The sequence below is a fragment of the Halococcus sp. PRR34 genome (assembly GCF_028617175.1).
Taxonomy (GTDB): Archaea; Halobacteriota; Halobacteria; order Halobacteriales; family Halococcaceae; genus Halococcus; species Halococcus salifodinae.
In genome coordinates, this window is sequence record NZ_JAQJDA010000003.1 from 129,435 (window position 1) to 151,670 (window position 22,236).

General features: G+C 65.7%; 19 protein-coding genes. 7 read left to right on the forward strand and 12 right to left on the reverse strand.

Translation table 11 applies throughout. The annotated features are described in order from the left end of the window. The first annotated feature begins 60 nt into the window (after positions 1–60). From PHA81_RS05610 to PHA81_RS05620, 3 genes are all read left to right on the forward strand, one after another. The gene (locus PHA81_RS05610; protein WP_005039689.1) at positions 61–1,941 is read left to right on the forward strand and encodes a cation:proton antiporter; all 1,881 of its coding nucleotides are present in this window, start codon (positions 61–63) and stop codon (positions 1,939–1,941) included. A gap of 489 nt (positions 1,942–2,430) precedes the next feature. Further along, positions 2,431–2,919 carry a universal stress protein gene (locus PHA81_RS05615; protein ID WP_005039687.1) on the forward strand — a complete coding sequence of 163 codons (489 nt, stop codon included), beginning with the start codon at positions 2,431–2,433 and terminating at the stop codon, positions 2,917–2,919. Next, positions 2,912–5,143, forward strand: a complete 2,232-nt coding sequence (locus PHA81_RS05620; RefSeq protein ID WP_005039684.1) for an amino acid permease — start codon at positions 2,912–2,914, stop codon at positions 5,141–5,143. Before PHA81_RS05615 ends, PHA81_RS05620 begins: the two co-directional genes overlap by 8 nt. A gap of 55 nt (positions 5,144–5,198) precedes the next feature. On the opposite strand, the gene PHA81_RS05625 is transcribed toward PHA81_RS05620, so the two are convergent. After that, a complete protein-coding gene (locus PHA81_RS05625; RefSeq protein ID WP_005039682.1) occupies positions 5,199–6,506 on the reverse strand; it encodes a DUF389 domain-containing protein in 1,308 nt (435 codons plus the stop codon). Positions 6,507–6,810: 304 nt separating this feature from the next. Here PHA81_RS05625 and PHA81_RS05630 point away from each other — a divergent pair, with 304 nt between their 5' ends. Beyond that, on the forward strand, positions 6,811–7,986 hold the full coding sequence (locus tag PHA81_RS05630; protein ID WP_005039680.1) for a Fic/DOC family N-terminal domain-containing protein: 1,176 nt from the start codon (positions 6,811–6,813) through the stop codon (positions 7,984–7,986). 526 nt (positions 7,987–8,512) lie between these two features. Here PHA81_RS05630 and PHA81_RS05635 read toward each other — a convergent pair. Then, positions 8,513–9,652 (reverse strand): thiolase family protein, encoded by a 1,140-nt coding sequence (locus PHA81_RS05635; protein WP_005039679.1) that lies wholly within the window; start codon positions 9,650–9,652, stop codon positions 8,513–8,515. A gap of 174 nt (positions 9,653–9,826) precedes the next feature. On the opposite strand from PHA81_RS05635, the gene PHA81_RS05640 reads away from it, so the two are divergent. Next, positions 9,827–11,257, forward strand: coding sequence for an ATP-binding protein (locus PHA81_RS05640; protein ID WP_005039676.1), 1,431 nt, complete (start codon positions 9,827–9,829; stop codon positions 11,255–11,257). Continuing rightward, positions 11,258–12,079: an MBL fold metallo-hydrolase gene (locus PHA81_RS05645; protein ID WP_005039675.1), complete on the forward strand. Its 822-nt coding sequence runs from the start codon at positions 11,258–11,260 to the stop codon at positions 12,077–12,079. A gap of 9 nt (positions 12,080–12,088) precedes the next feature. On the opposite strand, the gene PHA81_RS05650 is transcribed toward PHA81_RS05645, so the two are convergent. From PHA81_RS05650 to eif1A, 9 genes are all read right to left on the reverse strand, one after another. Beyond that, positions 12,089–13,030, reverse strand: a complete 942-nt coding sequence (locus tag PHA81_RS05650) for an ABC transporter permease (protein ID WP_005039673.1) — start codon at positions 13,028–13,030, stop codon at positions 12,089–12,091. Further along, positions 13,027–14,067, reverse strand: coding sequence for an ATP-binding cassette domain-containing protein (locus PHA81_RS05655; RefSeq protein ID WP_049909802.1), 1,041 nt, complete (start codon positions 14,065–14,067; stop codon positions 13,027–13,029). The genes PHA81_RS05650 and PHA81_RS05655 overlap by 4 nt, the downstream gene beginning before the upstream one ends. Before the next feature lie 125 nt (positions 14,068–14,192). Next, positions 14,193–14,663: a carotenoid biosynthesis protein gene (locus PHA81_RS05660; protein ID WP_005039668.1), complete on the reverse strand. Its 471-nt coding sequence runs from the start codon at positions 14,661–14,663 to the stop codon at positions 14,193–14,195. Positions 14,664–14,764: 101 nt separating this feature from the next. Beyond that, positions 14,765–15,397, reverse strand: coding sequence for a TetR/AcrR family transcriptional regulator (locus PHA81_RS05665; protein ID WP_005039666.1), 633 nt, complete (start codon positions 15,395–15,397; stop codon positions 14,765–14,767). A gap of 436 nt (positions 15,398–15,833) precedes the next feature. Continuing rightward, entirely contained in the window at positions 15,834–16,382 is a 549-nt protein-coding gene (locus PHA81_RS05670; protein ID WP_005039664.1) for a KH domain-containing protein, read from the reverse strand. Positions 16,383–16,496: 114 nt separating this feature from the next. Next, positions 16,497–17,783, reverse strand: coding sequence for a tryptophan--tRNA ligase (locus PHA81_RS05675; RefSeq protein WP_005039662.1), 1,287 nt, complete (start codon positions 17,781–17,783; stop codon positions 16,497–16,499). A gap of 203 nt (positions 17,784–17,986) precedes the next feature. After that, complete coding sequence (locus tag PHA81_RS05680; protein ID WP_005039660.1) at positions 17,987–18,493, reverse strand: GNAT family N-acetyltransferase; 507 nt, start codon at positions 18,491–18,493, stop codon at positions 17,987–17,989. Between the two features lie 25 nt (positions 18,494–18,518). After that, entirely contained in the window at positions 18,519–19,376 is an 858-nt protein-coding gene (gene rio1, locus PHA81_RS05685) for a serine/threonine-protein kinase Rio1 (protein WP_005039658.1), read from the reverse strand. A gap of 222 nt (positions 19,377–19,598) precedes the next feature. After that, positions 19,599–19,886: a translation initiation factor eIF-1A gene (gene eif1A, locus PHA81_RS05690; protein WP_005039657.1), complete on the reverse strand. Its 288-nt coding sequence runs from the start codon at positions 19,884–19,886 to the stop codon at positions 19,599–19,601. A gap of 150 nt (positions 19,887–20,036) precedes the next feature. On the opposite strand from eif1A, the gene PHA81_RS05695 reads away from it, so the two are divergent. Beyond that, a complete protein-coding gene (locus PHA81_RS05695) occupies positions 20,037–20,225 on the forward strand; it encodes a hypothetical protein (RefSeq protein ID WP_005039655.1) in 189 nt (62 codons plus the stop codon). Between the two features lie 16 nt (positions 20,226–20,241). Here the strand turns inward: PHA81_RS05695 and PHA81_RS05700 are convergent, their stop codons facing one another. Then, complete coding sequence (locus PHA81_RS05700) at positions 20,242–22,218, reverse strand: DUF460 domain-containing protein (protein WP_049909801.1); 1,977 nt, start codon at positions 22,216–22,218, stop codon at positions 20,242–20,244. Between the last annotated feature and the right edge of the window lie 18 nt (positions 22,219–22,236).

Below are 22,236 nucleotides of genomic sequence, written 5' to 3' on the forward strand. Positions count from 1 at the left end.
GAGGAGTGAGTGGGCTTATGTGTGCGGCTCCCATGAAAAACGCCATGTGGAGGAGTATGAGTGGCAACTGGCGGCGCTGAGCTGATCGCGCTCGTTGCGGGAATCGTCGCGCTCGGGATCGTCTCCCAGGTGCTCGGCGATCGGTTCCGTGTGCCGAGCATCATCTTTCTGCTGTCGGTGGGGCTCCTTCTCGGTCCGTTGTCCGGGTTCGTCCTTCCCGAACGGATCGTCACCGTCGACACGTTCGGCGGCGCGCTCTCGGCGATCGTCGGCCTCGCGGTCGCGATCATCGTGTTCGAGGGGGCCTTTCATCTCCGCATCGAGGACCTCCGACAGGCCTCCTCGGCGTCGTTTCGGCTCGTCACCCTTGGCGCAGCCATCTCGCTCGTCGGCACCGCCACGGTGGTCCACTACGCGCTTGCGACGCCGTGGGACATCGCCTTCCTGATCGGTGCGCTGCTGGTCGCCACCGGCCCGACCGTGATCTCGCCGATCCTCGACGTGGTGCCGGTCCGCGACCGTGTCGGGACCGCACTCGAAACCGAGGGGATCGTCAACGACGTCACGGCCGCGGTCCTCGCGGTCGTGGTGTTCGAGGTCGTCGTCCTCGGCGAGGGGTTCGGCACCGTCGAAATCGTCGCCGAGTTCCTGACGAAGATCGGTGTCGGTCTCCTCGTCGGCACGGCGGTCGCCGGCGCGCTCTGGTATCTGCTGCGGTACGTCGACCTCTCGCCGGGCAACGCTCCGCGGAACGCTCGCCTGCTGGTACTCGCCGGCGCGCTGGTGGCGTACGGCCTCGCCAACAGCTGGACCTCCGAGGCCGGCATCGCGGCGGTCGCGACCGCCGGGATCATCGTCGGCAACCTCGATATCCCCTACGAGGCCGAGATCACCGAGTTCAAGGGCGACGTCACGCTGATCGTCCTCTCCTTTGTGTTCATCGCGCTCGCCGCACTGCTCAACTTCCAGGACCTCCCGCTCGACCTCGGCGGCCTCGCCGTCGTGGTCGTCGTGGCGCTCGTGTTCCGGCCGCTCCTCGTCTTCCTCTCGACCACCGGTGATCGGTTCACTCGCGAGGAGCGCGTGTTCATGAGCCTGGTCGGGCCGCGGGGGATCATCCCGGCCTCGGTGGCGACGCTGTTCGCGGTGCGGCTCCAGGCCGAGGGGCTCGATGCGGCGGCGACGACGCTCGTGGGGACCGTCTTCCTCGTGATCTTCGCCACGGTGGTGTTCGAGGGCGGACTCGCCAGATACTTCGCGGAGTATCTCGACGTGATCCCCATGCGTGCGCTCATCGTCGGTGGTGGGAAGGTCGGCCGTGATCTCTCGACGCGGCTCGAAGCCCGCGGTGAGAACGTCGTGATCGTCGAGGACGACCAGTCGATCGTCACGACCGCCCGGAACGAGGGGTTCACGGTTCACGTCGGCGACGGCACCAACAGTGACGTGTTGCGGTCGGCGGGGGCCGAGAACGCCTCGACAGTCGTCGCGACGACCGGTGACGACGACGTCAATCTCCTCGTTGCCCAGCTCGCGGCCACGACGTTCGATACCGATCGGGTCATCTCGCGGGTCAACCGTCCGGAGAACGTCGACGCCTTCGCGGATCTCGACGTCGACACTATCTCCTCGACGGAGGCCACCTCGTGGGCGATCGACAACCGGATCGAACGCCCTGCACTCTGGAACTGGATGACCGAACTCGGCCGGTCGGGCGACGTCCAGGAGTTCGAGGTCACTGCCAAGGACGTCGCGGGCAAGACCATCGCGGACCTCAGCAGCGCGATCCCCGAGGGCTGTCTGATCGCACTCGTCTGCCGCAACGGCGAGAACAAGGTCCCCGACGGCGACTTCGAACTCCAACAGGGCGATCGTATCACGCTCGTCGGACTCAACGAGTCGGTCCAGGGTGCGCTCGAACGGTTCCATCCTGCCGACTAACGACCTTTTGCTGCGCTCAGTCGCTCACTACCGTCGCTCCCGCTCGCACGGTACGAGGGACGCGAAGCGTCCCTCGCTACTCGCGGTAGCACTGCTGGCGCTCTCCGCGACCGCCATCCGCACAGCACCGCCGAAGCCCTCGCTCCGGAAGAGCGAAGCTCTTCCGTGCTCTCGCTCGCTTCGCTCGCGAGAACTTCGCTCGTTCGCCCTTCATCCACCAGGAGAGCGGCGTTCCCCCTGTGCCCTGCGTTCGTGGTGTGAACGCAGGACGCCAGGCTCGCACCGCAACCGCAGACCGCACCAGCCGCACCAGCCGCACCGGCCCGACTCGCGGGCGAGCATATCGCTCCGCCCGGTGGATGTTTCGGCCACACCACCGCATCACTTAACCTGTATCGCGTGTGTGAATACTACCGTGATTCGACCGTCGAGCGGACCTGCCGTCGTATCGTTCGCCGTTGTGACGCCCTTCACGAGTGCTGACACGGTATGACTGTCGCCAGAGACCTCTTCGAGACCGTGGTGCTCCCGGTCGCGAGCGCCGAGGACGCACGCACCACGTGTGCGGCCGCGGCGGCCCACCTCCGACGGACGGGTGGGCGCGCGGTCGTCGTCCACGTGATCGAGAAGACCGGTGGCGCGCCGGACAAGGCCTCGGTCGAACAACGCGAGGAGGGTGCAGAGGAGACGTTCGCGGCCGCACGCGAGGCGTGTGACGCCACCGAGATCACGGTCGAGACACGGCTTGAGTACGGCACCGACGTGGCCGAGACCGTCTTCAAAGTCGCCAACGACGTGGACGCGAGCGCGGTCGCGTTCACGCCCCGGGAGGCGAGCCGGTGGATCAAACTCCTCTCCGGCGACGTTGCGAACGCGCTGATCAACGGGGGCGAACGGCCGGTCGTCGTGCTGCCCGATCACGTGGCCGACGATGCCGATACGACCGACGACGCGGCCGACGGGGGCGGCGGTGGCTGACGAGGAGCTCGCCAAGGATCTCGGGTTGCTGTCGGCGATGACCATCGGCATCGGAACGATGATCGGCGCGGGCATCTTCGTCCTGCCGGGTGTCGCCGCCCAGACGTCCGGTCCCATCGTCGTCGTCTCCTTCGTCGCCGGCGGTCTCATCGCCATGGTGAACGCGCTGTCGGTCTCGGAGCTCGGCACCGCGATGCCGAAAGCCGGTGGCGGCTACTACTACGTCAATCGCGCGCTCGGCCCGCTCTTTGGTTCGATTGCCGGTCTCGGCGACTGGATGGGGCTGGCGTTCGCCTCGGCGTTTTACTGCATCGGCTTCGGGCAGTATCTCGCCGAACTCGTTGGACTCCCGCAGGTGGGTTTCCTCTCACCGATTCAGCTCGGGGCGCTCGCTGCCGGCGTCGTCTTCGTCGGCGTCAACTACATCGGCGCGAAGGAGACCGGGAGAATCCAGACCGTCATCGTGCTCGTGTTGCTGGCAATACTCGGCGTGTTCGCCCTCGTCGGCTGGACCGCCTTCGACTACGCGACGCTCGCCGGCGAGGGCGGTCTCGCGCCGTTCGGCTTCGGGGCCATCCTCCCCGGAACGGCGCTCGTGTTCGTCTCCTTTCTGGGGTATGCGAAGATCGCCACCGTCGCCGAAGAACTCAAGAACCCTGGCAGAAACCTCCCTATCGCCATCATCGGCAGCGTCGCGCTCGTCACCGTCGCCTACGCCGTCATCGTGACGACGATGCTCGGCATCGTCTCCTGGCCCGAGCTGAGCCAGGATGCGCCGGTCGCCCAGGCCGCAGAGGTGGCGTTCCCCGGCGGTTTCGCCGGCATTGCCGCGACCGTGATGACCCTCGGCGCGCTGCTGGCGACGGCATCGTCGGCGAACGCCTCGATTCTCGCGTCGGCACGCATCAACTTCGCCATGGGCCGAGAACGGATCGTCACCAACTGGCTCAACGAGATTCATCCGCGGTTCGCCACACCCTACCGCTCGATTCTGGTGACGGGTCTCGTCATCGTCGTGTTCATCGCGGCGCTCGGTCGGGATCTCGCGGTGCTGGCGAAGGCGGCGAGCGTGCTCCACCTCATCGTCTACGCGCTGATGAACGTCGCGCTCATCGTCTTTCGCGTCTCGGAGGCGGTCGAGTACGACCCCGACTTCCGGGTGCCGCTGTACCCGGTGACGCCGGTGGTCGGTGCGGTGCTCTCGCTCGGCCTCGTCGCGTTCATGGACACCATCGAGATCGCACTCTCGGGGCTGTTCGTCGTCGGGGCGGTCGGCTGGTACTTCGTCTATGCCCGCAACGAGGTCGAACGGGAGGGACTGCTCAGTCGGTACGTCCTCAGTCGCTCCGAGCGCCTGCCCGATTCTGCCGTGTCGGCCGCCGCGACCGTCCAGCCCGACGGCGGCGACTACCGGGTACTGGTGCCGCTGGCGAACCCCGCAAACCGGACCGCCCTCATCGCGCTCGCGGGCAGTATCGCCAAACACCGCGGCGGGCGCATCGTCGCGGTCCACATCGTTCAGGTTCCGGACCAGACTTCGCTCGCCGCCGGGGCCGAGCACATCGAGAAGTTCGACGACTCGGTGGACCTCCTCGAACGTGCCGAGGCGGATGCCGAGCCGTTCGGCGTCCCGGTCGAGACCCACACCGTGCTCAGCCACCGCTCGTTCGAGGAGGTCTTCGACGCCGCGCGGACCTACAGCGCCGATACGGTGGTGATGGGCTTCGGCGAGGATTCCCGTGGCTCGCCGGGCCGCGCCGAGAGCGCGATCGACGAACTCGCGAGCTCGCTACCCTGTGATTTCCTCGTGCTCAGGGATCGCGGGTTCGATCCCTCGCGGATCGTGGTCCCCACCGCTGGCGGTCCCGACTCGGCGCTCAGCGCTCAGGTCGCGACGATGCTCCAGGCCGAACACGACGCCGAGATCGCGCTCCTCCACGTCGCCGACGACCGTGCCGAAGGCGAGGCGTTCCTCGCGGAGTGGGCCGACGAGCACGGTCTGAGCGACGCCGAACTCCTCGTCGAGACCGGCGACGTCGAGACGGCGATCGCGCGCGCCGCGGCCGACGCCTCGATGTTGATCGTGGGCGCAACCGAGCGCGGGTTGCTCTCGCGCCTCGTTCGCGGTTCGCTCGTGCTCGACGTCGTCGACGACGTCGAGTGTTCGGTGCTGCTCGCCGAAAAAACTCGCGAGCGCGGCCTGTTCGGCCGACTACTGGGCTGATCGACAGGACACTCACGATCCGGTGGTCTGTTAGTGTCGATACGCTGGTTCGCGATCAACCGGTCGGCTCCACGGCCGACTCGTAATCGAGGAAGCGCAGCTGCACCGTGACCGGTCGATCGGTCGCCGCACTGATGCGTTCCTGAAGGGTCCGTGCCAGCTCCGGATACTCGTTGCCGGTGGTGCGACTCAGCGTGACCGTGACCGACGCGTCGCCGCCGAGCAGTTCGCGCGCGCTGTAACTCGTGCTGACGTCGACGAGTTCGACGCTGTCGTACGCCGGTTCGTCGATGGTGGTCTGAACTTCGCGGTTGGCCGCGCCCTCGAACCCGACGTAGCTCGCGGTCGCCGCGCTGACGACGATCACGCTGACGACGAATCCGAGAACGAGCAGCGCGTACGCGCCCGTCCGGACCGAGATCGTGAGGTTCTCACGGACGCTTCTGGTCACCGAGTCGCGGTAGCCGAGCGCGACCAGCGCGACGTACGCGCTCACGTTGATGAACACCACGTTCATGAACAACAGAGCGAGCGCGCCAGCCACCACGAGGGGCTCGCCCCAGACGGTGCCGATGCCCGCGGTCGCCGCCGAGGGGACGATCGCGGCCGCGACCGCGACCCCGGCGATCGACACCGGAAGATCGGTCGCGAGCGCGAGTGCACCCGCCGCGCCCGCCGCGAGCGCGACCACGACCGCGAGCAGGCTCGGGGTCAGGAACGTCCCGACCTGCTGAACACGGGTGATCGCGAGCGCCGCCGGCACGAAGAAGGTCTCCCGCAGCACGAGGCTCATCGCCACCGCGCCGATGTACGCGACGACGAGTCCCAACAACTGGGAGCCCACGCTGTCGATCACCATCCCGCGATCGTCGATGACCGCGCCGACCGCCGCCGACAGCGACGACCCCGCGAAGGGGGCGATCACCATCGCGCCAACGATAACGATCGCGGAATCGAGCAGGAGGCCTGCGACCGCGACGATCGCCGCGAGCGCCGCGAACGCGACGTAGGTCGCCCGTCCCGGTTCGAGGTCCGCGGCGCGCTCTTTGATCTCGGGGTAGGAGACGCCCGATTCGCCTTTCGGCCCCGCGACGTACCGCTCTTCCAGGTCCGCCACGGCCTGGGTGGTCGAACCGGCGGTCTCGACATCACTGATGACGGTGTAGGCGTCCTCGTCGAGCCCTGCTTCGTAGAGCAGTTCGAGGATCGGGTCGACCCCACCGCCGGGAACCGGAATCTCGACGATCACCGCGTCGCGGCCGCTCGCTTCCTCGGACAGCAAGTAGTCGATATCGGCGTCGGTCAGCGCCGTCGTGACCGCCTCCCGGGAATCGCTCGGGACGCGGGTCCGTATCTGCCGCACGCTCGCCCGTCGAAACCGGACAGCATGAAGGTTCTGATCGACGTTTTATTATTGCCCGAAAACCGAAGATTTCCGGGATATTAACACACTGATGACACTTTGACGAGTTATTCTGCTTCTGATATGGAGTGATCTGCGTGACCGATTATTCGGCGGTCCCTGCGAGCTGTATCTACCAACACCATATGACCTCCTGAAATTCATATACTGCAAATGTATTCATCTATAGCCACTCTCAACCCTCCATCTATTCATTTAGTGCCGATAGATTAATACGACGGGACGCTCTACCGGTTGAGTATGTATGCAACAGTCAGAACTCGATTCTAACGTTCCTGGCGGATTCATCTCGTACGGACGGAAATCGTACTACAAGCCTGCTCCGCTGCCGCCATCCCGAGACCTCGCTCTCGGGAACGACTTCTACGAGACGCTCTCGGACGCGACGTTCTGGCTAGGGAAACTCAGTGGAATGAGTCTCGAACTCGATTTCCCGCCAGTACTCTACACCTCACTCCTCCGTAAGGAAGCCATAGAATCCGCTGAAATCGAAGGGGCTGACGTTGACTACGACGCTCTCTACAGCCTCGAAACACGCTCATTTGACGCCGGTGAAGACGAGATCAGCGCCGACTCCACGAAGGGCCAAACGAAGGATACGCAGGAAGTCCTCAACTACGAAGACGCTATCAAGGGTGGCATCGAGGCACTCGACCGACGCGAAGACCTGACCGTCGAACGGCTGCACGAATTCCACGAGACGCTTCTCACAGGCGTTCCAGACGACCGCGTCGATACAGATACGCTCGGCGCGTACAAGACGAAACCGAACCATATCGGCGACTTCCTCCCACCCGTTCCAGACCAGGTCGACGGCTTGATGGATGCGCTGTTCACCTACTACAGAACTGGCGGGAGCTACCACCCGCTCGTAGACGTCGCACTCTTCCACTACCAGTTCGAGACCATCCACCCGTATGGCGACGGGAACGGTCGTCTCGGCCGGCTCCTCATCACGCTCCAGTTGTACGACGCTGGCTATCTCGAACGCCCGAATCTCTACCTCAGTGAACACTTCAATCGAAACAAGCCGACGTACGTCGACCGGTTGGAGGCCGTTCGATACGACGGCGATTGGAAAGCGTGGCTATCGTTCTTTATCGAGGGCGTCGCTCGCCAGGCCCACGAGTCCGTCGACCGAACACTCTCGCTAGCCCGCCTCAGACGTCAGTACGACGCCGACTATGGGGGAAAGTCGTACACGAAGAACCAACTCGCAGTGAAGCTCTTCGAACAGCCCTACGTCACGAGCAAGACTGTTCAACGGCTCTTCGACGTCAAGCAACCGACGGCGTCGCGAGTAATCAACGACCTCGTCGACGAAGGAGTTCTCGAGGAAGTGACTGGGAAGGGCCGCAACAAGGAATATCGTGCCCGCGAAATTTTCGAGATTCTCGAGCAGCCACCGCAGACCTACTGACCACGGTGACAACGTGCCGGCTGGTGTAGTGTGTTGCTCGAACTCACCCCTGTGGAAACACTACTCGTGTGACTGTTCGTATCGACCTTTCTCTGTCGTTCGAGAGAGTGAAGCTCTCTCGTGATGTAGCCAGAACTCTTTGAGTTCTGGCTGCCTGCCAGAACGCGTGGCGTTCTGGCAATGTCGTCAGATTCCAACGGAATCTGACTGCTTGCAGGAAATCGCCGATTTCCTGCAATGATGAAAGAGCGCGACACGCTTTTTCGAACCACGTCGCGTTTCCTCGTTCCCCTCGGCCGCTGCGGGACTCATTCTTCGAAAAACGCCGAAGACAAAGATCCAACGGCTCGACTGTCGGTCTCGCTCTCGGTGAACCGCGCCTGCTCTGCTCGCGCAGAGCTACGGATTGCTCCGACGATCCCTCTGGCAAAACCTCTGCCAAAAGTCGTCATCATTTCTTCGCACTGTTCGGGATTCCTCGGCCCGCTCACTCACTCCGTTCGCTCGCGGTAGAACGTCGGAGGTGCTACGGTCGCGAGAACTCGATCGCCGCACCCTGACCGAAGCCGACACACTCGGTGGCGAGACCGTGATCGGCGTCGCGCTTTTGCATCTCGTGGATCAGCGTGACGGGCAGGCGCGCGCCGCTCGCACCGAGCGGGTGGCCGATGGCGATCGCGCCGCCGTTGACGTTGAAGATCTCGTCGTCGATGCCGAGCTCGCGCTGGCAGTAGAGGGCCTGGGAGGCGAACGCCTCGTTGAGCTCCACGAGATCGAAGTCGTCGATCGACCCTCCCGTGCGTTCGAGCAGGCCCTCCGTGGCGGGCACGGGACCGATCCCCATCACCTCGGGGTCGACGCCGGCGACGTTGTTGCCGCCGATCTCGGCGAGCACGTCGAGGCCGTGATCCTCGGCGAACGCCCGGCTTGTGATCAGGGTCGCCGATGCGCCGTCGGAAATCTGGGAGGCGTTGCCCGGCGTCACCGTCCCCTCCGATTTGAAGACGGTAGGAAGATCGGCGAGCACCTCGGGCGTCGTGCCCGGTCGGAGTCCCTCGTCGGTGTCGACAGTCCCGTCTTCGGTCTCGATCGGGACGATCTCGTCGTCGAAGCGGCCCTCCTCGGTGGCTTCGACCGCGCGCTGCTGGGAGCGTGCGGCGTACTCGTCCTGTACTTCCCGACTGACGTCGTAGCGTTCGGCGACCGCTTCGGCGGTCATCCCCATCGCCAGCGCGGCGATGTTGTACTCTTCGGCCAGCCGGGGGTGGATGGTCTCGCGGTTCGCGCCCTGTTTCACCCGACTCATGCTCTCGACTCCGCCCGCGATGATCGCGTCGCGCTGGCCCGCTCGGATCGCGTCCGACGCGGAGATCATGGCCTGTGCCGAGGAGGCACACCAGCGGTTGATCGTGGTCGCGGGCACGGACTCGCCCAGATCCGAGAGCAGCGCGATCACCCGCGCGAGGTTGCTGCCCTGCTCGTCGCGCTGCTGGGCACACCCCCACATCAGGTCGTCCACGTCCTCACTGCCGATCCCGGTCTCGGCGAGGATCTCGTCGATCAACGGGATCGAGAGGTCCTCGCTCCGGACGTCGGCGAAAACGCCGTCCTCTTTGCCCTGTGCGGTGCGATACGCCGCAGCGACGACCGGCGTCGTGTCGGCCATACCTGCTCCTGGGGGTCCTCAATGTTAAACGCACGCAAACCCCGCGTCGTTTGACTCGGGTTCACGGGGGATCCGGTGGACACCTCCGAAACTCCTGGCAAGCGTTGCGGGAACGACCCACGCTGAGCGGGAGTTCGACGGTCTTATCCCGCCGGACGGCGTATCGAGCAGGGAATGAGCAGCCCGGAACTGGACGTCGTCGAATTCCTGCTCACGACACGCGCCTACAACGAGCACCGCGAACGCGACGCCGAGGATCTCCCGCCGCGCTACCGCACCGTCTTCTTCGCCGACGGGGGGGTCGAACGCCCGCTCGCGACGGGCGAGGAGCAGGCGGCGGCCGCCACCGGTGTCGACGATCCGTGGGCCGCGGTGTCGGGGCTGATGTTCACCGATCGCGACGATTTCGCCGAAACGCTCTCGCTTTCGGAGCCCGACATGGCCGAGGAGTGGTTCGCCGGCCGAGTCGACGCCGACCGGCTCGCGGCGAACCCAACGCTCGCGGCCGTCTTCGAGGAGCGTGACGAGGGCCCCGATGTCGACTACGAGCAGTCGCGCGAGGCGAACCGACCGATGCGCGCCGATCGGGTCTGGATCGACAGCCTCCTCGAAGAATACTTCGACAACGAGGAGGACGAGGAGATGCTCGATCTCGTCGACGTGCGGGCGCCCGAGGAGGTCGACATGACCCTCGACGATCTCGTGCTTACCGCCGATCAGGAGAACGAGATCGTGAAGATCATGAAGGCGATCGAACACCGCGAGTATCTCGCGGGGATCGGTCTGCGCGAGATCGGGAAACTCCTGCTCGTCGGGCCGCCAGGAACCGGCAAAACCACGACCGCGCGGGCGCTCGCCCACGAACTCGACCTCCCTTTCGTCGAGGTCAAGCTCTCGATGGTCACCAGCCAGTATCTCGGCGAAACCGCCAAAAACGTCGAGAAGACCTTCGAGGTCGCCAAACGCCTCTCGCCGTGTATCCTGTTCATGGACGAGTTCGACTTCGTGGCGAAAACCAGGAACTCCGACGAGCACGCCGCGTTGAAGCGCGCCGTCAACACCCTGCTCAAGTCGATCGACGAAGTAAGTCTGATCGAGGACGACGTCCTCCTGATCGGCGCGACCAACCACCCCGACCAGCTCGACGCGGCGGCGTGGCGACGCTTCGACGAGATCGTGAACTTCCCGAAGCCCGACGTCGAGATGCGTGCGGACATCCTCCAGCTCGTCACGCACGAGATGGAGATCGCGGAGTTCGATCCGATGGAGCTCGCCGCCGATACTGAAGGACTGACCGGCAGCGACCTTCGATTGGTGCTTCGAGAGGCGGTGCTCGACGCGCTGACCGAGGAGCGCACTACGCTGACCCAAGAGGACCTGATGGAGGCGGTCCGGGACTTCGAGGAGCGCGACAGCCTGAAGGACCTCGACATGATCGAAGGCGATCACGACGCCCTCGTCGCCGGCGGTGACATCAGTGCGGACGGCGGTGAGGCGAGCGAAGCGAGCCGATCCTCGTCGGAGCACGGCTCCGACGGCGGCAGCGACGCCGACACTGCCGACCACAGCCACGATCACGACGACGGCCACACTCACGACCACTGAATGGAGGTCATGCTGCTCGGTACCGGCGACACGACCGGGACGCCGACCGTCGGCTGTGACTGTGATACCTGTACGGCCGCCCGCGAGAGGGGTGTTGAGCGTAGCCGGTTTTCCGTCCACGTCCGGAACGAGCGCACCGACGAATCGTTGCTCGTGGACTTCAGCCCGGATTTCCGTGCCCAGTTCCTCGATCGCGACGTCGCGCTCCCCGACGCCGCGATCGTCACCCACATCCACTTCGACCATCTCGACGGGCTCGGCAACGCCTTCCGCCTCGTTCGGGAGCTTCCGGTCGCGGCCGCGAACGAGACCGATCCCGAAACCGGCGAGAGCGTGGCTGAAACCATCGAGCGAAAGTACGACTATCTCGACGCGCTCTCGGTCACGGGGAAGGAGCCGCTTGAACCGTTCGAGCTGTGTGGGTTCGACGTGACGCTTGTTCCGGTTCACCATCCACCGCTCGTGTGCTACGGCGTCGTGATCGAGTGTGAGACGGGCGCGAAACTTTCGATCACCGGCGATACGAACTACGCGATCCCCGAGGCGTCCCGCGAGCGCCTCGCCGACCCCGATCTCCTGATCGCGGACGCGATCGCCCCCGCGTCGTTCTGTGAACACCACCCGCTCGGCGGCGATCACCACGATTCCGAGGGCGTCCCGCGGACGTTCGGCACCAAGCACATGACTCGCGAGGGGGCGCTCGCGCTGGCCGACGAACTCGGTGCGTCGGAGACGCGGCTGGTCCACGTCTCGCATTTCTTCCCGGCCGACGAGGCGTTCGCCGAGCCGCTTGCGGTCGACGGCGAGCGATATCACCTCTGATCTCGGGGGCTACTGCGCCGACGAACTCGACGCCTGGCTCAGGAGGTACACCGCGATCCCGCCGAGCACGAGATCGAGCCCGGCGAGCACGGCGGTCGCCGGCACGAGCGCGTTCCAGATGCCCGAGAAGGCCGTGACGTCGAGCACCGTCATCACGTCCGTATCGAGCATCAGCGTGCGGGCGGCGTCCACGCCGTAGGTGATCGGGTTGTACCGCGCGAACGTCTGGATCCACTCCGGGAGCGCTTCGAGCGGGAGGAACGCCGAGGAGAGAAAGAGCAGCGGGAACTGGAGCAGGTTCATCACGATGATGGTCGACTCCTGGTCCTTCGTGATGACCGCGAGGCTGTTGGAAAGCGAGACGAACCACAGCGAGAACAGGATCCCGATCGCGATGATCCCGAGCGCGCCGACGATCCCGGTGGCGATCTCCGCGCCGAGGAGGACCCCGAGTCCGAGGATGATCGCGATCTGGACCGCGATTCGGAGCACCTCGGCGGCGGTTTTCCCCACGAAGACCGCGGTGCGGTTCATCGGCGTGACGAGCACCTTCTCGAACATCCCCTCCTCGATGTCGTTGACGAGCCCGATCCCGGAGGTGATCGCGGCTGCGAGCGAGACCTGGATCACGATCGCGGGCACGAGGTACGTTTCGTAGGAGATCGCGCCGGCACCACCCTGGTTGATCGCGCCGGTCGCGATCTGGCCGAACACCTGGGTGAAGAGGACGAGGAAGATGATGGGCTGGGCCAGCGAGACCACGAGCACGAACGGGTTTCTGACGGCTTTGATGTTCCAGCGCTTGAAGTTGACCCACGCGTCGCCGAGAAACGAGTTGCTCGACCGTCGTACGGTGGTCGTGTCGGTCTCGGCTTCGGCTCCCGTTGCGGCCCCCGCAGTCCCGCCATCGGCCGCGGGCCGCTCGGACGTCTCGTCGGCTGACGGACTCATCGGCTCGCGCCTCCGTCGGCGGCCGCAGGGCTCGTCTCGGTGGCATCGGCCCCGCCAGCCCCGTCGGCTTCGCCGTTGTCGCCCTCTTCGTCGACGGATTCACCGGTGATCGCGAGGAACACGTCGTCGAGGGTGGGCGCGCGGATGTTGAACCCAGTCACCGTCAGGTCTGCGTCCCGCAGCGCCACCAGCAGATCGGTGCCCGCCTGGCGTGCCCGTCGCGAGGTGACGCTGATCCCATCCTCGGTGGTTTCGACCGTCGCCTCGTCCTCGAAGAGATCGGAGTCGGCGGCGACCGCGGCCGCGTGCTCGCAAGCGTCCTCGCCGCTGTCGAGGTCGATGTCGAGAATTTCGCCACCGACCCGGCGTTTCAGCTCCGCGGGCGAGCCGGTGGCGACGATCTCGCCGTCGAGGATGACCGCGATCCGCTCACAGAGCTGGTCGGCCTCCTCCAGGTACTGGGTCGTGAGGAAGATCGTCGTGCCCTCCTCGTTGATCCGGCGGAAGTACTCCCAGAGCCGATTGCGGGCCTTGGGGTCGAGCCCTGTCGTCGGCTCGTCGAGGAAGACGAGGGGTGGCTGGTGAACCAGCGCCATCGCGGCGTCGAGACGCTTTTTCATCCCACCGGAGAACCCCTCGGCCACCTTGCCGGCGGCTCCGACGAGATCCACGAGATCGAGGAGTTCGTCGATCCGGTCACCCCGCTCGGCTTTCGGCACGCCGTAGGCCTCACAGGCGAACCGGATGTTCTCTCGCGCGGTGAGCTCCTCGTCGACGCTGGTCTCCTGGGCCATGTACCCGATCGACTCGCGGACGGCCCGCGGCTCGCTCGCGACGTCGAACCCGTTCACCGTGACCGATCCCGACGTCGGTCGCAACAGCGTCGTGAACGTCTTGATCGCGGTGGTCTTGCCCGCGCCGTTCGGCCCGAGGAAGCCGAAGAACTCTCCCTCCGGGATATCGAGATCGATCCCTCGAACGGCCTCGGTGCCGTCGGCGTACGTCAGTGTCACCTCCTCGGCGTCGATTGCACTCATTGTCCACCCCTCGGTCCGGATGGGCATAAGCTCACTGACCACCTGGACAGCCGCGGTCACGCATGGTCGAGCGGCGTGGTTCGATCGTCCGACTCGGTCACTGCTTTCTCACTACGATTTCTCGCTCACAGGAACGGCACGGTGAGTCCGGCTGTAATGACGCTAATGACGAACCAACCGGCGAAGTTCCACCACGGCACACCCCGGTGACGAGGGCCCGGGAGATCGTCGGTGTACGTCCAGTGACCGTCCGCGACCCCGCGGTGGTCGGTGAGGCCGTCGTATATCGTGGCGAGCACGCCGGCAGCCACGACCGCCGTCCAGCCGTTGGTCACGAGCAGCGTCGTTCGGAACGCGATGTAGACCGCACCCGTCCACCCGAAAAGGACGTAGAGCGGCACACCGGCGAGTTTCGGACCGACGTGGTGTTCGAGCCAGCCGCGGTCGATGACGACTGCCTCGGCGACGAACGCCACGAGCGCACCCCCGACGAACAGGGCGACCGTCGCGCGCCGTGGCCAAGTGAGGAGTGCGTGAGCGAGCGCACCGAGACCGACCACAACGGTGATCGTCGCGAACCGACGACTGCTGGGCACACGTGATCGTTTTCCCTGGATAGAAAAGTTTCAACCGATCCACCACCACTTCTGTCGAACCCTATATCAGGGGTGCCGTCGGCCGGGTCGCGCTGTCCGTCTCACCGATCGTCGTCGGCCGCCCGCAGCGTCGGGAGGACGAACGTCTCGATCGCCCGTCTGGTCCGGCGCGGCGCGTCGTCGTGACCGAGCGTGATCTTCCGGATGCGGGCGGCGTCGATGGCGTCGTAGAGGAACTGTGCCGTCTCTTCTGGGTCGACATCACGGAAACAACCTGTCTCGATGCCTTCCCGGATCGTTGCGGCGAGGAGGTCGGTGATGAGGCCGATGGTGCGGTCGAGCTGCTCACGGTAGGCGTCGTTGCGGTGGGCATGCAACCGGAGTTCGAGCAGCGCGGTGTGGAAGTCCCAGAAGTCGAAGGGAGCGTTCTCGGGACCGAACAGCCCGCGGTCGATGAACAGTTCGAGGCGTTCGTCCGGATCTGCGATCTCGTCGGTCGCCGCCTTCGCCGGGTGGGATTCGAGCAGGTACTCCAGTAGCGCGACGATGAGTTCCTGTTTGGTGTCGTAGTGATAATGGAGGAGTGATCGGCTCTTTGCGAACTCCTCGGCGATCTCGCGGGTCGTCAGATCGGCGTACCCGTGTTTGCAGAACGCACGATACGTCGCCTGCATGATGGCCTCGTAAGTCTCGGGCGGGGGTGTGGGGCGGTCGGGGGCATCCGATTCGGCCATGAGTCGTCCTGTCGAAACTGATCGGCGCGTGAGTAAGAGGATTGCTATGGCTCCCGAGCGGTCGTGATCTCGATTGCTGTCGCAGCTACTCTCGTTTCGATCGTTGTCGCAGCCAGCGAGACCGCTGCAAGATTGCTGATACACGTATCGAGACCGCTGCGATGCCGACACAAATGAGAACCGCAGGCCACACGCCTCCCCAGCCGATTCGCTCACTCGCTCCGCTCGTTCACTCATCCACCGTCAGAGCTTCGCTCTGACGAGCCTGCACTCGCTTCGCTCGCGCAGACCTCGAACGAGTCGCGCCTTCGGCGCTCTCGCGCGCCAACTGCAATAACCGCAACAGCACCAGCGGCCATATCACACCGCCGTCGACCGCCCGAAATTCTCAAGCCGTCTCTCACCCACGACTTCGTATTCCCTCCGTTTGTGGGCTCTATCCGGTGAACTGGTGGTACTCCATGCCGGCCTGCTTGAGCTCGTTGTGCTTGCGTTCGAGGAAGGAGTACACCGCCCCGTGTGGCGCGCCATCGAGCAGCATCTCGACCGCGCTCCTGACGGCCTCGACCTGCTGGGGGGTCCCGATCGCGCCGACGGTCGTCCCGTAGATCACGACCTCCGCGCCGGTAAGCTCGACCATCAGCTCGCGGGTACGCCCGTTCTCGCCGATCAGGCGTCCTTTCTTGCGTTCGAGGTCGTTCTTGTTCCGGGTCGCGGCGTCGACGTCGACGAGGTCGAACATCATCATCTCGTCGTCGAGCAGCACCAGCGCGTCCTCGGGCGCGAACCCACGCCCGATCGCCTCGACGATCTCGGGGCCTTTCAGCCCGAGAACGGGATCGCCGACCGATTCGACCGCGACCGCGCCGGTTTCGGAATCGATGTCGAGACGGACCTCTGCGCGCTCTTCGACCTCGCGCATCGTCGCGCCGCCCTCGCCGATCAACACGCCGATGCGGTCCTGCGGAATCTTCACGTGTTGCATGTGTGCGCTACGGAGCCCGGCGATTTGAACGCTTCGCACGCGCCCGCGCTGCTCCCCGCCGGAGAACGTCCGTCGTCCCTTCCTGCATTGATCGTCTCTCGGGCCGTTCGCGCTTCAGCCGTTCCCGGATTCGACCGTCGCCACGCCGTTTCCGAGCCCGACCGCGGCGAGCGCGCGCTCGCGCTCCGCACCGGTCAGCCGGTAGGGCGCGAGCGCGTCGTCGAGTTCGGCGTCGCTCGGTCGCCTGGCCTGATGGGCGTCGAGGAAGTCCGCGATCCGGTCGGCGGCGTGGGCCTTGAGCTCACCGCTCAGCAGCTCGCCGGCCCGATACTCGCGCGCGAGCCGATCGAGTTCGCCGTCGTCGGGCTCGAAGAAGGCGCGGAGGAGCTGGAACGCCACGTCCACGCCGGGGTCGCCGCCGTGCTCGCGGTGGGCTTCCCTGTCCGTTCGTCCGCCGGAGTACGCCCGTCCGAGCTTCTCGTGGACCGTCTCGCGGTCGTCGGTGAGGTGGATCGTGGGTGCATCGTCCGAGGAACTCATCTTTCCCGGCCCCTCCAGTCCGGGGAGGAACTTCGAGAGCAGCGCGCCAGGCTTCTCGACCGGGAAACGTTCCTTCGCGGCGACATCGCGCGCGAGCCGGACGTGAGGATCTTGATCGACCGCGATCGGTACGGTGGTAGCGTGCGGGCCGTCGACGAACTGCGGCAGCAGGAGATGGGTCGCCTGCACCGCCGGGTAGAACCCCATCCCGACGTTCGCGGGCTCGCCGTACACCGCGTCGCGGGCCGCAGGTGTAATTCGTTCGGCGAGCGCGGTCGCGAGCGGATAGATCACGTCCGCGTCGGCGGTGTCGATCACGAACCGCGTCCGTTCGGGATCGAATCCCACTGCCACGAGGTCACGCAGGTTCTCCCGGGCGTACGCCCGGGTTTCCGCGAGGCTCTGCTCCCGACTCAGATACTTCTCATCGTCCGAGAGCGGAACGTAGACGGTCGCGTCGGTCGCGGCCTGGAGCCACTTCGCGAAGTAGAACGTGACCGCGTGACCGATATGCATCGGTCCAGATGGGCCGACGCCGGTGACGATCGAGCACCGCTCGTCGCCATCGATCGCGTCGAGAAGGCGGTCGACGTCGCGGCCGGCGTAGTAGACTCCCCGTCGAAGCAGCGGGTGTGACGGTTGTGGGAACCGTCCTACTTGGCCGTCGGTCAGCGCGTCAGCGCCGAACCGATCGAGGAGTTTGCCGTAGTCGACCTCGCCGGCGACCGCATCCGGCGTCACACTGTTCTCGGGATCGTCGGCGTCGCTTTCGTCGGTACCGCCTTCGTCGGTGTCGTCCCTTTCAGTGTCGTCGGTTCGTCGCGCTGTTCGATCCGTCGTGTTCGCGTTCGTGTCGTCCATCGTGTTCTGGTGCTCTGGGTGGTCAGTAGCGGTGCGGCAGAAGGCGGAGGGAGCACCAGACCACGGCCGGCGGGGTTAGGCCGCCGCGGGCGAACGGGCTGGACTGTCCGCTGGCAAGAGAGTACGCCAGCGCCACAGTCCGTGACTCATCGTCGACCGTACCGAGCCACGACGTATCACTGTTCCGGCTCGATGACCGCTGTTCAGACGTCGCGATAGTAGACGCACTCGGGAAGCGTCTGCTCGCCAACCGTCCGCTCGCGCTCGGCGGTCCGCTCGAACCCGCGTGATTCGTAAAACGAGACGCCGACCGCGTTGTCCGCGAGGACCTCGACACGGAGTCGCTCGATACCACGCTCCGCGAGCCGACCGACGACGTTTTCGAGCAACGCCGTACCGATGCCGTCGTTCCAGCGATCAGGGTCGACGTAGATGGCGTACAGCTGTGCTTCCTGCCCGTCGTCCTCGGCGTCGATCGGTGCGGCGCTCGCGTAGCCCGCGACCGACTCGCCGTCGGCCACGAGGTAGACGCTCCGCTCGCTCGTGATCGAGCCCTCGATCTCCTCGGCCGCGTACCAGTCGTCCAGGATCGCGTCGATGGCTTCCGCAGGCAGAAACTCCCCGTACGTCGCGTGCCACGCCCGGGGTGCGACCTCCTGAATCTCGTCCACGTCCGCGACTGTGGCGGCTCGAACCGATACGTCGCTCATACCGTGTGAACGACCCCCAGAGTGATTAGTCTTCGCGCGGTTCGGCTTCGCTCGTCACGTGTGCCAGGAGTTCGTCACCGGTCACGTCGACGCCCTGGCGTGCGAAGAAGTTCGCCACGTTCCGGCAGTCGCGTTCGAGGAACTCGCGGCTATTCGGATGGTGGATCGTGACCGCCTGGCCGAGGTCGATGATCCACAACTGCGAGTCGTGGACCACGATGTTGTACTCCGAGAGGTCGCCGTGGACCAGCCCGGCGTCGTACAGCCGGCGGGTGTACTCCCGAACGACCTCGTACGTCGTCTGGGGGTTCTCGATGTGGACCTCACCGAGGCGTTTCGCGCGCTCGCCGTCGTGGCCCACGAACTCCATCACGAGCACGTTGCGCTGGACCGCGATCGGTTCGGGCACCTTGACGCCCGCCGCGGCCGCTCGCCGGAGGTTCGCGAACTCCTTTTTCGTCCACGCGAGCACCACCTTCTTCTTTTTCGAGCCGATGTTCCGAAAGCGTGGATCACCTTCCAGATACCGGCGCATCTGCCGGAAGTCGCTTGCGTTGATCCGATAGATTTTGACTGCTACGTCGGCCTTGTCCGCGTCCGCGAGGAAGACGTGAGCCTCCTTCCCCGTCGAGATCGGCCCGCCGAACGCGTCGATGTGGCCGTCCTGGACCAGTTTGTAGAGCGCGCCGAGGGTCGCCTCGTCGAAGACGCCACCCTCGACCTTGAACTGGTCGGCGTCCTTGATGCGTTCGCGAAACCGCGCGAACTCCCGGTCCTGCTGGCGGGCGACGCGATCCGCTTCGGTATCCGAAACGTCGAGATCTTCCCACTCGTCGCCCGGCTCCTCGGTGGCCTCGGTATCCACGAAGTCGTCGTCGCTCACGCATCACCTGCCGTCGATGGCGGTGCGGCAGAGCGGTCAGCGGCTGCGGTGCGGTAGCGGCCCTCGGCGTCCCGACGAACAGAGTGAGTCGGGGCTCGGGAGAGCGTTGCTCTCCCGGTGGATGAAGGGCGAGCGACCGAAGAGAGAGGGGGCTTCGACAGTGTGGTCGCGGTGCGGTGGCGGCGAGCGTCCGAGGGCCCCGCTAAAAAAGGTGACACTGCATCATCCCTGGATGTGCCCCTCCTCGCGGAGCTGGTCGGCGTCCTGTTTGTCGTAGCGCCACTCGATGTCGCCTTTCTCGTCCTGCCAGTCCCACGGCGAGACGAGCACGACGTCGTCCTCGCGGATCCAGACCCGCTTTTGCATCCGGCCTGGGATCCGAGCCGTCCGTTCGGTTCCGTCCATACAGCGGACGTTCACCCGGTTCGCACCCAGCATTTCGGTTACGACGGCGAACACCTCGTCGTCGTCCGGCATCCGGAGGTTCCCCTGTCCCTGGTTGCCGCTCATGGGGCGGTCTTCGACAGCGAGCGGTTTAACTCTTTCAAGCCCCCGATTTGGGTTCCGAACCGTGTTGAGCGGGGCCGGTATTCGATGCTGGATCTGCCTGGCAGGAGAGGACTTCACCGTTCTTAAACCGGCGAAGGCCTGACCTCAGCTATGCTAAACCGACTCGGTCTCGCCGGTATCGTCGGCGTGCTCTGCTGTCTCGCCGGTCTCGGGATCGTCGCCTACGCCGCACCGATCGTTGCGGCCGGGATCGCGCTCGTGCTCGTCGGACTCCTCCTCGTGGCGCGCGGCCTGCTCTCGGGGATGCTCGCCGCGTTCGGGATGGACGGGATGTTCTGACGCGAACGCGCCCCCATCAGTCACTCTCGCCACGGTCAGCTCGGTGCTCACTGATGACCTGATCGACCATCGACTCGTTCTGATCCTTGCGCCACGCGTCCGCACGCTCCTTCCACCCCTCGATGGCGGCTTCGACCGCCCCCTCGCGCGCGACCGCGAGATCATCGATCTCCTCGATCGTCACCTCGTCGGCAGGCGCGACCGGGATCTCGTGTTCGAACAGCAGCTCCCGGGCAACCTCCGAGAGTCCACCCTCTTTGAGCACGACGCGGGGCTCGCGCTCCACCAGCGTTTCGGCCGTCGAGCGCCCGGCACCCGACGCGTCGCGGAGGTACACCACGTCACCCACGGCGAGGCCGTAGCGTTCGTCGGCGTCCTGAAGCGCGCTCTTGGTGAACTTCGCGACCGGCTTGACCGGGACGAGTCCCTGTTTCGCCTCGGCCACGTCCGCGAAGTCCGAGTGATCCAGCCGCCAGAGCTCCTTCAGCCGGTCGAACTTCTCGGTGAGCTCCTCGCTTTCCTCACGCTGCTCGTCGCGCTCGCGTTCGAGGCGCTCGTTCTCGCGTTCGAGTCGGTTGACTTCCCGGCGCTCCCGCGCCTCGCGGCGCTCCTCCCGTCTGGCGTCGGTGAGTTCGCGCTCGTACTCCGCGATCTCTTCGTCCTTTGCCTCGATCGTCGCTTCGAGGTCGTCGACGTGAGAATCGAGGCGCTCGATCCGGGTTTCGAGCTCCTTGATCCGCTGCTCCTCGGGCGTGAGTTCGCGGGGTTCGTGCTCGTCATCGTCGTCGTCGGTCTCGTCGTCGTCCGAGAGGTCCGCGAGGACGGTCTCGACGGACTCTTCGCCCGCGACCACGCGCGCGATCACCTCGCCGGTCTCGATCCGCGGGGGCACCTTCCGGCCAACACGCTCGAACGTGTCCTCGTACCCGTCGAACGCGTGGAGGGCGGCGGCGAGCGTGTCGCGTTCGTGGTCGTTCTCGTACCCCTCCTCGCGGGTTCGGTGTTGCTTCTCGTCGACGGCGAGATCGCGCTCGGGCACCCAGCCCGCCGCCGAGAAGCTCCGGCGGATTTTCTCCACTGTCGACGGCATCGGTTCGACATCGGCCGCCACCACCACTGGTCGGCCGCGCTCGATGATCCACTCGATCACCGCGGCGGTGTCGGCGGTTCTGGTGCTGAGAACGTCTAAAACTGTGCCGTCGAGCCCGACGATCGCCACCGCGGTCGTGGTGCCGGGATCGACCCCCACGAGCACGTGATCCCGACGCTTCGCGAGCGGTCGGAACTCGATGCCGTCGCGCCGAACCCGCTCGATCTCGGTTCTGGTGTCGCCCGCGCGCCTGGCCGAGACCGGGATGTCCGACGGGCGCGCTTCCACAGTAAAGACCGCGTTGGCGTACCCGCCGTACTTCTCTGTCTCGTCCATCTCGTAGTCGAGGCCCGCCTTCCGCAGCTCGGTGTCGACCTCGCGCGCCCGGCGCTTGACCGACCCGTGGATCCGCCGCGTGTAGCGGTCCTCCGACCACCCGCCGCTGCCGGTCGAACGTCCACGTGAGACTTTCACCTCGGTGGTGTCGGTGAACGCCGACACCTCGTAGCCGACGTTTGCGGCTGCGAGCCGCGCGGCGGCCTCTGCCTCCTTCATCGGCTTCTTTCCGTACGGAACCCCGTGCCGGCTCGCCACCCGCGAGAGGGGTTCGGGCTGCTCGTCGCCGGTGACTTGGACCAGCCGCGTCTCGTCGGGCAGACTTCCCAGCAGCCGGACGAGGGCGTCCTTGTCGGCGGCGAGCTCGTAGACGTTGTCGGTGGCGACGATCGCGGGCTCCTCGCGGTCGATCAGCCGGCGGAGCTTTCGGTGCGAGACCACGTCGCGGTCGATGTTTTCACCGTCGAACGCGACCACGGCGTAGGAGGGTGCGTCGCCCCGGATATCCCCGCTCTGGACGTCGACCCCGAACACCACCGCATCGAGCGCGCTGATGCGACTGCTCACGCGCTCGCGTAGGGGATC